Consider the following 13,238-nt stretch of genomic DNA (forward strand, 5'->3'; position numbering starts at 1 on the left):
TAAAGCTTAAAACTATAGGTTGATTATTCGTGTTTGTTCGATTGCTTTATATGTAATAAAAAGACCGCATCATTTGTATTTGATGCAGCCTCTTTTGTATTTAGGGGAAAGGATTTTATTTCAATTCGAGTGTTACGATTGATTTTGCAGGCAGACTTACTACCAGTTTGTCACCGTCTTTTTTAGCTCCGGTAAAAGTGTTCAGGTGGATTTTATCGGCATCTTTAAATGTATTAACATCAGTTAACTTAGCCGAGGTTAATACCTGGCCGCTAACGGTTTGCCATTTTATATCGCTAAGGCCGGTTGTAATGGTAATAGTATTGTGCGGATCAAGGTTAACTAATGAGATGTGTACCTTGCCGGCCGCATCCTGCGAAGCAGATGCATTCACAGCTTCAATTTTTTTGCCGTCAACTTCATAATCAGGCGCGCTCAACTTAATGGGCAGGTATTTGGCATCCTGATGCACCTTGTACATATCAAACACATAGTAAGTAGGGGTGAGCACCATTTTTTCTTTATCAGTTAATATCAAAGCCTGCAGCACATTAATGGTTTGTGCAAGTGCGGCCATTTTAACACGGTCGCTATGGTTGTTAAATATGTTTAGCGTTGTGCCCGCTATTAAAGCGTCGCGCAAGCTGTTTTGTTGGTAAAGAAAACCAGGGTTTGTTCCTGGTTCAGGATCAGTCCAAACACCCCACTCATCAACAACAAGGGCCACTTTTTTTTCAGGGTCATATTTGTCCATAATGGCCGAATGTTTGGTAACCAGCTCCTCCATTTTAAGGCAGTTTACCATAGTGCCGAAGTATTCTTTTTCGTCAAAGTTAGTTGCCGAACCTTTTTTGCCCCAATTACCTGTTGGTATGGTATAATAATGCAACGATAAACCTGCCATCATACCGCTCGAGATGTTTTTCATACAAACTTCTGTCCAGCGGTAATCATCAGAGTTTGGCCCGCTGGCTATTTTTTTCAGTTTGGCACCTGGGTAATCCTTGGCAAATGATGCGTAGCGTTTAAACAGGTCGGAGTAATATTCAGGTGTCATATTACCGCCACAGCCCCAGCTCTCGTTGCCAACACCCCAATAAGTTACTTTGTAGGGGGCCGGGTGTCCATTCTTTTTACGCAATTGCACTACAGTACTGCTGCTGTTTGAGTTTAAGTATTCAATCCACTTTGACATTTCATCAACCGTACCGCTGCCTACGTTACCTGCTATATAAGGCTCACAGCCCAACAAGTCGCAAAGTTCCAGGAATTCATGTGTACCAAAGCTGTTATCTTCGGTAATGCCGCCCCAGTTGGTATTTACCATACGCGGGCGTGCAGTTGCGGGGCCGATGCCATCGCGCCAGTGATACTCGTCGGCAAAGCATCCGCCGGGCCAGCGCAGGTTAGGGATCTTTATCTTTTTAAGGGCATCAACAATGTCAAGCCTGATGCGGTCCTGCTTTTTTACAGGGAGGGTTTTATCAACCCAAAAACCTCCATAAATGCCATGACCGAGGTGCTCGGCAAACTGGCCGTAAATGTGCTTGCTAATGGTTGTTTTTGAATCGGTACTAATATTAAGTGTACCTGTTTGCCCGAAGGATGCCGAGCTCAATAAAGACAAAGCGATAACGCCGAGTTGTAAAAACGGGTTCTTTTTCATTGAAACTTAGGATTTAACTGATTGTGCAGTAAAGAAAAGAAAAATTTGTTAATAAGTGTTAAAATAACAATAAAAATTACCGTTGGTGTTTTGATTGCATGGATTTCGCTGATGCGCCGCAGGACGGGCCAACGTTTTTGGGATTGACAGCGTGTTATTTTAGAAGAATGATCTTGGATATTTAGCCTTTAAAACCTGATTGATGTATTCAAGGAAAAATCAACGGAATCAGTGAAATTAAATTAATCAACGGTTGTTCCTTATAAACTCTTCAAACTTTTCATTGCTATAATCTGCCGCGCCGGAGTGCTTATAAATAAGCGTGCCCTCTTTATCAAACACGAGGGTAGTAGGGATAGTTCCATCTAATAAAGTGCCGGGTACATTGCTCTCCTGTGTATATAAAGGTAGGTCATACTCGTTTTTAAGCATAAAAGCTTTGGCTTTAGGCAGATCGTTATCTACATCAACCAAAAGAAAGGCTACTTTTGGATCGTTCCTGAATTTTTTGTAGAGTTCATTTACCTTAGGCATTTCTGCGATGCAGGGAGGGCACCAGGTAGCCCAATAGTTTATAAATACCACTTTAGATTTTAGGGTGCCTAACGATATGGTATTACCGCCTGCATCTTTAAACTGGATATCCGGTACGTTGGTAAAGTTTTCGTGATGCTTAGCGTACCCTCCGGGATCGGGCTGGAAAAAACCCAGCGACATGAGGCCCCTGATCAGATAACCTTTTGCATTTGGATTAAAAATTACCAACAACGCCAATGCCATAATGAGGATGCTGAAAATATTTGAAACCGAGATCTTTTTTTGTTGGATCATAAAGTGATATTTAAGGGTCTGTAAATATTTTGCTGTTTCGAGCCTTTGCATGAAATTAATTTAATGTGGTAATTTTTCTCTGAGCAAGCCATAAACCCATGTCCCCAAAATAGCGCTTAAAAGCGTAACTGAAGTAACCAAAAAGCCACTTCCAATCTGCGCAAACAGCGGACCAGGGCAGGCGCCTGTAATTGCCCAGCCTAAGCCAAATATCAGCCCGCCATATACATTGCCCCAGCTAAATTTTTTGTCGGGAATAACAATAGCGTCGCCGGTAAGGGTTTTGATCTTAAAATGTTTAATAATCATAACGGAGATCATCCCTACAATAATAGCACTGCCAATGATACCATACATATGAAACGATTGCAGTCTGAACATTTCCTGAATCCTGAACCAGGAGATCACCTCCGATTTTACCAGCATTATGCCAAAAAGCAAGCCTGCAAACAAATATTTAATGTTTTGCATATTATAAACGTAAAAGGTAAGGTAAAATAAACCAGCTCATGATGAAACCTCCTGCCATAAAACAGCAGGTTGCCACCAGCGATGGCCATTGCAGGTTCGAGATTCCCATGATAGCGTGGCCGGATGTGCAGCCGTTGGCATACCTGGTGCCAAAGCCCACTAAAAAGCCCCCTGCCACCATGAAAATAAAACCTCTTAAGGTAAGCAGTTCACCAAAACTGAAGATATCCTTTGGTAATAAACCATTAAAATCTTTAACTCCCTGTTGTTGCAGCAATGCATGGGTTTGCGGATTGATATTAACCGGATGATTAGCAGAAAGATATTGTGCAGCCAGAAAGCCGCCCAAAACAATGCCGACTACAAAAAACATGTTCCAGCTTTCTTTTTTCCAATCATACTTAAAAAAAGATATATTGGCTGAAATACATGCCGCACAGATGTGCTTCAGTGATGACGAGATACCAAAAGTTTTATTCCCGATAATAAGCAGGGCTGGTACAATAAGGCCTATTAGCGGACCGGATGCATACCAGGGCCAGGGTTGAGTTATCAGATCCATAGTTTACGGGTTAATACCCGCAAATATATCTAATGTGAATTGGCAAAATCCTAATCAGGCTGGCTTTTAATTGTGATTGATACAATTTTACTTTTTATTTGTTTTAACAATATTGTTACATATATTTACTGGCAATTATATACCCTAACAAAAATTATTTTGGTGAAGAAGCTTATAGCGATACTTTTATTAAACGTACATCTGTTCAATTTGGGCGGATACAGTTTAGTATTTGAGTATTTTATTCACCGGTCCGAAGTGCAAATTGTTAAGCAGATCTATGAAAATAAGGTTGACGCTACCAAACTTGTAGAGATCAAGATTCCTGTACATCTTCCAAAAATCCACAGTTGGAGTGGGTATGTCCGTGATCAGGGGCAATTGCAGCTAAAAGGGGTATACTACAATTACCTGCGGTATAAAGTTACACAGGATACTATGTCATTTATTTGTATAGCCAATAGCGTTAAAACCCGTTTGGTTAATGCAAACCTCATTATTGCCAAAGAAATAAGCGATGTGCCCTTAAGTAAAAAGGGACACGATTCATCGCAAAAAAAGATAAACGCCGGGGGCGAATACAGCTTCCAGGTTATGCATTATCAATTCTTATCTTACGGAAGGACATTAAAGGTAAAACCACGCCCTATAGCCTACCATGTAAATTCACCGTTCATCGAGTCGCCCGGCAAACCTCCAAACATTGCCTGCTGATTATTGCCTGTAAATTATGAGTTAAATTAATTTGTGTGCCTGTACTTTAAGGGACACAAAGGTTTTTTATCATTTTGTTGTTTGAATCTGCACATCACCTGTGCTGCTAATTTTAGATACAACAATTTCATTTACGGCTTTGATCATGCTCACTAATGCTGATGTATTATCAACAAATCGGTGGTTAAGCGATTTCAGTTGATAATGTTGATCCGGCTTTTGTTTTACCAATTTAGTTATACCCTTTATTTAAACGTAATGAAATTTATGTCGCTGTATTTTTACAGATGTTGTATTGTAGTTTCTTTTTTATTGGCTGTTGCACAATGTGCCAAAGCCCAAACCGATGCTGATGCATTGATGATCCCTAAAAATTATTTTTGTGCCGCCGCAGTATATACCCATGGGAGTTGGGACCATTACTGGGAAGGTACTTTTAAACGGGATAATCCAAATTTGGGTACCGTGAGTACAAATGTTTACAGCCTGGGTGGTAATTACGGTCTTTCAAACCGGATCAACCTGCTATTCATGGTTCCTTATGTAACTACCAACGCTTCGGCCGGTACTTTAAGAGGCGAAAAGTCATTTCAGGACCTTATGGTTTCGTTTAAATGGATGGCCGTAAAAGAGGAGATAGGCAGTGGTTTATTTAGCGTTCATGCTATAGCTACGGGTTCATTGCCTTTAGCCAATTATCAAGCCGATTTTTTGCCTTTATCTGTAGGTTTGCATAGCAAAAGCGTAGCCTTACGCGCCTTGCTTAACTATCAAACAGGCAGATTCTTTGTGGCAGGCTCAGGTCAGTACATTCGCCGCGATAATATTACTATCGACAGAAATTCATACTACACTACCGAAATGCATTACACCAATGAGGTGCAGTTACCAAACGCTACCAACTTTATGTTTAGCAGTGGCTACCGCAGCCTCAAATTTAATGCCGAGGCCACTTTTACAAAGATTACAAGCACAAGCGGCTTTGATATCCGTAAAAACGATATGCCTTTTCCAAGTAACCGCATGAATAGCACAGCTGTTGGTTTAATATTGAAATACAGTTTCCAGTCTATCAGCGGACTTGAGTTTACTGCAGGCGGTAACTATGTTTTAAACGGACGTAATGTAGGCCAAACCCGGTCGGGATTTGCAGGTGTGTACTACGTGTTTAGCACAAAAAAAGAGAAGTAATTAGCGGTTGGACAATCAATGATCAATGAAATGAAAAAAACTATACTTAATATATTTACAATCACAGCTTTGGCGACAGTAACCTTTAGCTCTTGCCGAAAGGATGTTTTAGACCGTACTTCGTTGTATCCCGCGCTTAAACCCTCAAATCTGGATCTTAATGCCGATACCTGGAACCCGGTGCTTGTTAAAGATTTCAGCGTATTGAATGTGGCTACACCGGATGCACTAACATCTCCTGCCTATGTCGCGGATTTAAATGAGATCAAGGCGTTGCAGAAAAACCTGAGCAGTGATCAGCAGGCAAAAATCCAGTATTGGAGTGCAGGCTCTGTTTTAAGATGGAACGAGATTTTGCGTGAACTTGTAGCCAAACATAACGTGCCGCCATATCAAAACCCTGACGATACTTACCCTGCGCCAAGCTCTGCCAATCCATTTAACTACCCGGAATTTCCGTTCTCGAACCCACCATATGCCGCACGTGCTTACGCTTATGTAAGTGCTGCGCAATATGACGCGTTAGTGGCTGCATGGCATTTTAAAAATACCTATAAACGCACTGCACCATATAAAAACGATTCTGGCGTTAAGGCGCTAATCCCGGCATCAGATCTGCCTTCATATCCATGTGAGGACGCTGTCGTCTCAGGTGCTACATCTGAGATTATGAAACTGCTATTCCCAACCGAGATAGCTTACATTCAAAGCAAGGTTGACGAAGAAAGGTTATACAGGATTGCTTCAGGAGCCAATACCCGGGGCGAGTTTACTGCCGGTGAGTCGTTAGGCAGGCAGGTTGCTGCATTATTTGCGGCCCGCGCCCGTAATGACCGTGCAGGCAAAGCAATTGGCACGCCGGATATCTGGAAGAATTTTGAAACTGTTACGGCAGCCAAAGGCGAACAATTTTGGGTGAGCCTGGAAAAGCCCCAAAGGCCACCGATGCTGCCATTGTTTTCAAAAGTTACCCCTTTCCTGTTTGATTCTACTACCGTAGCTACTATCAGGCCACCGGCTCCGTATGCAACCAACTCGCCCGAATTTAAAAAGGAAACTGAGGAAGTGCTGTCCTTCAGCAAAAACCGCACCCGCGATCATGAAGAACTGGTGGCTTTTTGGGCTGACGGTGTTGGCACTTATACGCCTGCCGGCCATTGGAACGCTATTGCTGCCGATGAATTTGTAAAACAAAACTACAGCGAAGTACGCTGGGCGCGTAACTTTGCCTTGCTGAACATGGCCGAAATGGACGCTGCTATTGTATGCTGGGATACCAAATATTTTTACTTTAACCAGCGCCCATCGCAGGCTAATCATGACATTAAGACCTTAACCGGCGTACCAAACTTCCCTGCATATACATCGGGCCACTCTAACTTTAGTGGTGCAGCATCTACAGTGTTAACCTATTTATTGCCGGATAGGGGAAGTAAATTTACCGATATGGCGCATGCGGCTGCTATGTCAAGGTTATACGGAGCCATTCACTACCGGAGCGACTGCGAAGTTGGTTTGGTAACCGGAAATAAAGTTGGCCAGTATGCAGTTAACAGAGGTAAGGCTGATGGGGCAGACGCAAAATAACAGGATGTTGAATTGAGGACGAATAAACAATGCGCAGCTTAACAAACGATCAGAAAATATATCACACGCTTCGGCTCGCGGTAGCTATGTGCTTTATAGGGCACGGTTGCTTTGGTATTATCACCAAACAAATTTGGTGTAACTACTTTGGTGTTTTCGGTATAGGTAAAGAAATGGCCTATACACTGATGCCTTATGTAGGTACCGTGGACATATTAATGGGCATTTCCATGCTGGTTTATCCAACCCGGGCCATAGCTGCATGGCTGGTGGTTTGGGGACTGGCTACTGCATCTATGCGCCCATTATCGGGCGAACCTTTTGCCGAGTTCATTGAACGTGCCGGCAACTACGGTGCACCGTTTGCTTTACTGCTGGTACAGGGAGGGTTCCCATTAGGTAAAAAACAATGGCTTGCCCGTATGGATGATAATGTTAGTATCAATGCCGAAACCCTGGCTAAAGTTATTACATGGTTAAGGGTATTTGCATTTTTGCTGCTAATAGGCCATGGCTGGCTCAACCTTATCCAAAAGCAAGGTTTATTAAGTCAATACCATACGCTTGGTTTTGCTGAACCGGCTAAAACGGCCCAGTTTGTTGGCTTGTTTGAGGTGCTGGCTGCGTTAACAGTGCTTATTCGTCCCTTTAAAAATATACTCCTCGTTTTTATTATATGGAAAATATCCAGCGAGCTCTTTTATCCAAAATACGAAATGTTTGAGTGGGTAGAACGCGGCGGGAGCTATGGTGTATTGCTGGCCTTGTGGTTTGCGGTTAAAAAAGCACCGGCTGGTTATATTCTCTGGCCTTTTAAACATACATCACATTTAAGAGCAAGTTAATCCATCAAAACATAAAAAAGCTTATTGAACAGGGTAAAAAGTTACCCTGCTTTGCAAACATATTAACTAAACAATTGCACAAAAACACTTTTAATAATACTATGAAAAAACTGGTACTGAAATTTATTGGCGTAACAACGGTTATCCTATTTACAACCTTTGCCAAGGTAAATGCGCAAGGTTGTGTCGCCATTAGAAGCACAGGCGGTTTATGCACTATGGATGAACATCCCGATAGTGTTTCCAACAATGGCAGCTGGTTGTTAAACAGCAATAATCGTTACTTTCGCTCGTATAAACACTTTGTTGGTACCAAGGAGCAAAAACAACGAATTCAACAAGGAACCAATGTTATTAATCATTCCTATACGCAGGATTTAACTTTAACCCGCATATTTAATAACAGGTGGTCGTTTGCTGTTGATTTACCTATAGTTGATAACAGCCGTTCATCATTATATGAGCATGGAGGTAAGGAGCGTTTGGAAACACATTCCTTTGGTTTGGGCGATGTACGTTTAACAGCATATGCCTGGTTATTAAACCCTGTAAAGGCCCGCCGTGGCAATATCCAGGTTGGCCTGGGTATCAAGCTGCCAACCGGAAACTACAATTACCAGGATTATTTTTACCATACTGCTGCCAACGATGGCAAAACGCTTGGTCCTGTTGATCAATCTATCCAATTGGGTGATGGTGGCACAGGTATCACCACTGAGATCAATACTTATTACAATTTTACACACAGGTTTGGCCTATACGGCGGGTTTTACTATCTCATCAGTCCAAGGGAGCAAAATGGTGTATCATCGGCCCGTGGCGGTACACCAAGTGCCAAAGCGGTTGCCAACGGCAGTGATGTTATGAGCGTGCCCGACCAGGTAATGATCCGCGGAGGTGCAAGCTATGGCATCAGCAAGTTTGATTTTTCGGCCGGTGTACGTTATGAATGTTTGCCCGTGCATGACCTTGTAGGAGGGAGCAATGGCTTCCGCAGGCCCGGATATATCATCTCTGCCGAGCCGGGTGTTACTTACCGTGTTAAATCATTTTCAATTTACGCTTTTGTACCTGTAGCATTAAAACGCGACCGCACGCAAAGCGTACCGGATAAAATTACAACCAACTTAACAGGAACTTATACTCAGGGCGATGCCGCATTTGCCGATTATGCCATCAACGTGGGGATAACTTTTAGAATTAAATAGAAAATTGTTTTGGTTGATTTTAAAGCCGGCATCGAGACCCCGGCTTTATTCAACCACTGCTTACAAGTTGCAATTACACTTAAACAACATATTATGAAACATACTTTACAATTTCTCTTTTGCGTAGCGACGTGCCTGCTGCTTACCTATAACCGTGTACACGCGCAAGGCTGCGTTGCTATTAAAGGAGATGGCCCATTCAGTAACATGGAACATACTACGCAGGATACTTCATACAAAGGTTGGGAGCTTACCGCTTCATGGCGTTATTTTAAATCGTTTCGCCACTTTAAAGGTAGTGACGAGCAGAAGCAACGCCTGGTGATAGGTAACGAGGTGATCAACCATCAACATACTTTTGATCTAAATCTTACCCGTAATTTTAACCAGTATTGGTCAGTATCTGTTGGTGTACCTTATCTTGTTAATACCCGCTCTTCATTATATGAGCACGGCGGTAAAGAGCGCCATAATTCATACTCGCAGGGTATTGGCGATGCCCGCATCGTTGTTAACAGGTGGTTGTTTGATAGCCGTAAAACGAGGGGAAATATCCAGGTTGGTTTAGGTATCAAGTTGCCTACCGGCGATTTTAATTATAAATCACATTTTTACAACGTCATCCCTTCCGAGCGCCCTGTTGATCAATCCATCCAGTTAGGGGATGGCGGTTTGGGTATCATTGCCGAAGCAAACGGTTACCTGGGTTTTGGCAGCGGCTTTAGCGGGTATAGTAACCTGTATTATATGAGCAACCCGCGCAATACCAACGGTACCCGCACTTATCGTGAAACTTTGAGCGCAACACTGGCCAACGAAGCTATTTCAAGTGTGCCCGATCAGTATCTGGCCCGTTTAGGTGTTAATTATACCATAGCGCATGTGTTCACTATATCAGCTGGTGGCCGTATTGAGGGGATCCCCGTTCATGACCTGATAGGTAAAAGCGACGCTTTCCGCCGTCCGGGTTATATCATTTCTGCAGAGCCTGCCCTGAGCTACGCATTTAAAAGGGTAAATATCTTTGCCAGCGTGCCCATCGCCCTGAAGCGCGACCGCACACAAAGTGTTACTGATAAAGAAAACTCGATAGCCACCGGTAAATACGTTATCGGCGACGCGGCATTTGCCGATTATGCTATCAATTTTGGAGTGTCGTTTAAATTTTGAGATTATATATACTACTTAGTTGATTTGGTGAAGCCGGGAGTGAGATCCCCGGCTTTTTTATTTATTACTAATTTTCCGAATTAATTTCTCTTCGGCAGACGGCATTCGCGTAAAATTATTTTTTATGGATACTTTTTTACTTAAAAACAATAGTTTTACGTTCATGAACACTCCCGAAGAAAACTTTGCAGCGCTGGGATTAAACCTGCCGCCTGCACCAAAACCACTTGGCGTTTATAAACCATGTTTAGTTGATGGCAAATATTTATACCTGTCGGGCCATGGTCCGGTACAGGATGATGCTTCACTGATTATTGGCCGCATTGGTGAAACAGTAAGCCAGGAAGATGGCAAGCTTGCCGCGCAACAGGTTGGTTTAACTATGCTTGCTACCATTAAAGCCAACATCGGCAGTTTCAATAAGATAAAACGTGTTATAAAAGTGCTGGGTATGGTTAACTGTACACCCGAATTTGAAAAGCACCCATTTATCATAAATGGCGCCAGCGAACTTTTTGCCAAAATTTGGGGCGAGGAGAACGGCATAGGCGTACGCAGCGCGGTGGGTATGGGCTCATTACCTGATAATATCCCTGTTGAGATTGAAGCTCTGTTTGAATTAGAATAAAATAATTCGATATCGTTTTTTGTAGAGACGCATAATTGCGTCTCTCTTTTGCAGAGGCACTATGCAGACGGCTTTGGATGTTCGGAGTCGTAATTATGCGCCTCTACATGAAAAAATACTTAATCCATGACCCCCAACTGGTATAATATACAGGATCTTGATAAGCTGGATACCCCGGCACTGGTGGTTTATCCCGACAGGGTTAAAACAAACATAGCCATGCTTACCGGCATGATTGATGATATTAAGCGTTTGCGCCCACATGTTAAAACCTATAAAAATGCCGAGGTTACCGCTTTACTGCTGGAGGCTGGCATCAGTAAGTTCAAATGTGCCACCATTGCCGAGGCCGAACTGCTGGCCATGAGCAAAGCTCCTGATGTTTTGCTGGCTTATCAACCCCAGGGTCCTAAGCTGCACCGGTTCATCAGGTTGATCCATGCTTATCCGCAAACGCGTTTTTCATGTTTGGTTGATAACTCCGCGTCGGCAAAGGAAATCTCTGACGAAGCGGTAAGATTTAATGCTAATATCGACGTATATCTGGATTTGAACGTAGGTATGAACCGCACAGGCATAACGCCAGGTTTTGAAGCCCTTCAACTTTATATGGATTGCCGTGTACTGCCAGGCATTAGCCCCGTGGGTTTGCATGCTTATGATGGCCACATTCACGATGTAGACCTGCAAAAACGGGCCGAACGCTGTGATTTTGCGTTTGATCCTGTACTTAAATTGCAGCAAACTATAACAAGTAAAGGTTACCCCGAACCGGTTATCGTAGCAGGAGGTTCACCAACCTTTCCTATCCATGCTAAACGTCATTCTGTTGAATGCAGTCCTGGCACGTTTGTTTACTGGGATAAAGGTTACCAGGTGGGTATGCCCGAGCAAGGTTTTTTACCCGCGGCACTGGTTATTACGCGGGTAATTTCTCTGCCTGGCTCAACAAAGCTTTGTCTGGATGTGGGTCATAAGTCGATATCAGCCGAGAATGAATTGAGTAAACGCATTTACTTTTTAAATGCACCCGGACTTTACCCGTTAAGCCAAAGTGAGGAGCATCTGGTAGTTGAAGCAGGGGCTAACCACCAATATCAGGTGGGTGATATACTTTATGGTATTCCGCATCATGTTTGTCCTACTGTAGCGCTGTACGAGCGCGTTTATACTATCGAAAACGAAAATGTTACTGGTGAGTGGCTTAACAAGGCCCGCGACCGCAAAATTACCATTTAAATACCCCTGATACCATGTTTGTTATAGATGCCCATTTAGATTTAAGCATGAACGCCCTGGAGTGGAACCGCGACCTTACGCGCCCGCTTGCTGAAGTAAACCAACGCGAAGAAGGCTTAACCGACAAGCCAGATCGTGCCAATGCTGTTGTTACCCTGCCCGAATTGCGTAAAGGGAATATTGGCCTGGTAGTAGCTACCCAGATAGGGCGTTATGTAGCACCTGGTAACCCGTTGCCCGGCTGGCACTCGCCCGAGCAGGCCTGGGCGCAAACCCAGGGACAGGTAGCCTGGTACAAGGCTATGGAAGATGCCGGCGAAATGGTGCAGGTGAACGATCTGCCATCGCTTGAAAAACATTTAGAACTTTGGAATGATGGTACACCAACAGAAAAGAAGCCGATAGGATACATTTTAAGTTTGGAAGGTGCCGATTCGATAGTAACTGTTAAACATTTGGAACGGGCTTATAATTATGGCTTGCGGGCTGTTGGTCCGGCGCATTATGGCCCCGGCAGGTATGCTCAGGGTACTGATGCTACCGGTTACATGGGACCTAAAGGTCATGAGTTGCTTAAAGAAATGGAGCGGCTGAATATCATTTTAGATGCTACCCATCTCTGCGATGACAGTTTTTGGGAAGCACTTGATCATTTTAACGGGCACGTTTGGGCAAGTCATAACAATTGCCGGGCACTGGTAAATCATAACCGCCAGTACAGCGATGAAATGATCAAAGCTCTTATCGACCGCGGCGCAGTGATCGGCGCCGCCCTTGATGCCTGGATGATGGTGCCCGGATGGGTAAGGGGCGTATCTACCCCAAAAGGTATGAACTGTAATATGGAAGTTATGGTTGATCATATCGATCATATTTGCCAGATAGCCGGTAATGCCCTGCACGTAGGCATGGGTACCGATCTTGACGGCGCTTTTGGCAGGGAGCAGTGCCCTTATGACCTGGAAACAATTGCCGATTTGCAAAAAGTACCGGATCTGTTAAAAAAACGTGGCTATACGGATGCGGATATCCAAAATATGATGCATGGCAACTGGCTCAGGTTTTTAAGGAATGCCTGGGCATAAATCAGTTGGCAGTTTTTAGTTTGCAGTGGGTTGTTCTCCGA

13 protein-coding genes are annotated in these 13,238 nt (G+C 43.5%); 9 read left to right on the top strand and 4 right to left on the bottom strand.

Annotated elements, in window-relative coordinates:
* Positions 1-115 precede the first annotated feature (115 nt).
* The 4 genes from J3L18_RS05850 to J3L18_RS05865 form a co-directional block, all read right to left on the bottom strand.
* Positions 116-1,666, bottom strand: coding sequence for an alpha-N-arabinofuranosidase (locus J3L18_RS05850; RefSeq protein WP_129571268.1), 1,551 nt, complete (start codon positions 1,664-1,666; stop codon positions 116-118).
* A gap of 246 nt (positions 1,667-1,912) precedes the next feature.
* A complete protein-coding gene (locus J3L18_RS05855; RefSeq protein WP_189549422.1) occupies positions 1,913-2,497 on the bottom strand; it encodes a TlpA family protein disulfide reductase in 585 nt (194 codons plus the stop codon).
* Positions 2,498-2,557: 60 nt separating this feature from the next.
* The gene (locus tag J3L18_RS05860) at positions 2,558-2,968 is read right to left on the bottom strand and encodes a DUF6691 family protein (protein WP_129571266.1); all 411 of its coding nucleotides are present in this window, start codon (positions 2,966-2,968) and stop codon (positions 2,558-2,560) included.
* 1 nt (position 2,969) lies between these two features.
* Positions 2,970-3,530 (bottom strand): YeeE/YedE family protein, encoded by a 561-nt coding sequence (locus J3L18_RS05865; RefSeq protein ID WP_129571265.1) that lies wholly within the window; start codon positions 3,528-3,530, stop codon positions 2,970-2,972.
* Positions 3,531-3,692: 162 nt separating this feature from the next.
* On the opposite strand from J3L18_RS05865, the gene J3L18_RS05870 reads away from it, so the two are divergent.
* From J3L18_RS05870 to J3L18_RS05910, 9 genes are all read left to right on the top strand, one after another.
* A complete protein-coding gene (locus tag J3L18_RS05870; protein ID WP_129571264.1) occupies positions 3,693-4,244 on the top strand; it encodes a hypothetical protein in 552 nt (183 codons plus the stop codon).
* A gap of 258 nt (positions 4,245-4,502) precedes the next feature.
* Positions 4,503-5,435 carry a transporter gene (locus tag J3L18_RS05875; protein ID WP_208102495.1) on the top strand — a complete coding sequence of 311 codons (933 nt, stop codon included), beginning with the start codon at positions 4,503-4,505 and terminating at the stop codon, positions 5,433-5,435.
* Positions 5,436-5,465: 30 nt separating this feature from the next.
* Complete coding sequence (locus J3L18_RS05880; RefSeq protein WP_129571263.1) at positions 5,466-7,022, top strand: vanadium-dependent haloperoxidase; 1,557 nt, start codon at positions 5,466-5,468, stop codon at positions 7,020-7,022.
* Positions 7,023-7,051: 29 nt separating this feature from the next.
* A complete protein-coding gene (locus J3L18_RS05885) occupies positions 7,052-7,867 on the top strand; it encodes a hypothetical protein (RefSeq protein WP_129571262.1) in 816 nt (271 codons plus the stop codon).
* Between the two features lie 101 nt (positions 7,868-7,968).
* Positions 7,969-9,075 (top strand): hypothetical protein, encoded by a 1,107-nt coding sequence (locus J3L18_RS05890; RefSeq protein WP_129571261.1) that lies wholly within the window; start codon positions 7,969-7,971, stop codon positions 9,073-9,075.
* Between the two features lie 93 nt (positions 9,076-9,168).
* Positions 9,169-10,245, top strand: a complete 1,077-nt coding sequence (locus J3L18_RS05895) for a hypothetical protein (protein WP_091162916.1) — start codon at positions 9,169-9,171, stop codon at positions 10,243-10,245.
* A gap of 124 nt (positions 10,246-10,369) precedes the next feature.
* The gene (locus J3L18_RS05900; RefSeq protein ID WP_223266270.1) at positions 10,370-10,873 is read left to right on the top strand and encodes a RidA family protein; all 504 of its coding nucleotides are present in this window, start codon (positions 10,370-10,372) and stop codon (positions 10,871-10,873) included.
* A gap of 126 nt (positions 10,874-10,999) precedes the next feature.
* Positions 11,000-12,112, top strand: a complete 1,113-nt coding sequence (locus J3L18_RS05905; protein WP_129571260.1) for a D-TA family PLP-dependent enzyme — start codon at positions 11,000-11,002, stop codon at positions 12,110-12,112.
* A 14-nt stretch (positions 12,113-12,126) separates the two neighbouring features.
* The gene (locus J3L18_RS05910) at positions 12,127-13,197 is read left to right on the top strand and encodes a dipeptidase (protein WP_129571259.1); all 1,071 of its coding nucleotides are present in this window, start codon (positions 12,127-12,129) and stop codon (positions 13,195-13,197) included.
* The last annotated feature ends 41 nt before the right edge of the window (positions 13,198-13,238 follow it).

Origin of the sequence: Mucilaginibacter gossypii (genome assembly GCF_017569325.2) — a bacterium.
Lineage (GTDB): Bacteria > Bacteroidota > Bacteroidia > Sphingobacteriales > Sphingobacteriaceae > Mucilaginibacter > Mucilaginibacter gossypii.

Excerpts from the sequence above, each read along its gene's own strand:
- J3L18_RS05850 (WP_129571268.1), bottom strand. The coding sequence starts at position 1,666 with ATGAAAAAGAACCCGTTTTTACAACTCGGCGTTATCGCTTTGTCTTTA.
- J3L18_RS05855 (WP_189549422.1), bottom strand. The coding sequence starts at position 2,497 with ATGATCCAACAAAAAAAGATCTCGGTTTCAAATATTTTCAGCATCCTC.
- J3L18_RS05860 (WP_129571266.1), bottom strand. The coding sequence starts at position 2,968 with ATGCAAAACATTAAATATTTGTTTGCAGGCTTGCTTTTTGGCATAATG.
- J3L18_RS05865 (WP_129571265.1), bottom strand. The coding sequence starts at position 3,530 with ATGGATCTGATAACTCAACCCTGGCCCTGGTATGCATCCGGTCCGCTA.
- J3L18_RS05875 (WP_208102495.1), top strand. The coding sequence starts at position 4,503 with ATGAAATTTATGTCGCTGTATTTTTACAGATGTTGTATTGTAGTTTCT.
- J3L18_RS05880 (WP_129571263.1), top strand. The coding sequence starts at position 5,466 with ATGAAAAAAACTATACTTAATATATTTACAATCACAGCTTTGGCGACA.
- J3L18_RS05885 (WP_129571262.1), top strand. The coding sequence starts at position 7,052 with ATGCGCAGCTTAACAAACGATCAGAAAATATATCACACGCTTCGGCTC.
- J3L18_RS05890 (WP_129571261.1), top strand. The coding sequence starts at position 7,969 with ATGAAAAAACTGGTACTGAAATTTATTGGCGTAACAACGGTTATCCTA.
- J3L18_RS05895 (WP_091162916.1), top strand. The coding sequence starts at position 9,169 with ATGAAACATACTTTACAATTTCTCTTTTGCGTAGCGACGTGCCTGCTG.
- J3L18_RS05900 (WP_223266270.1), top strand. The coding sequence starts at position 10,370 with ATGGATACTTTTTTACTTAAAAACAATAGTTTTACGTTCATGAACACT.
- J3L18_RS05905 (WP_129571260.1), top strand. The coding sequence starts at position 11,000 with ATGACCCCCAACTGGTATAATATACAGGATCTTGATAAGCTGGATACC.
- J3L18_RS05910 (WP_129571259.1), top strand. The coding sequence starts at position 12,127 with ATGTTTGTTATAGATGCCCATTTAGATTTAAGCATGAACGCCCTGGAG.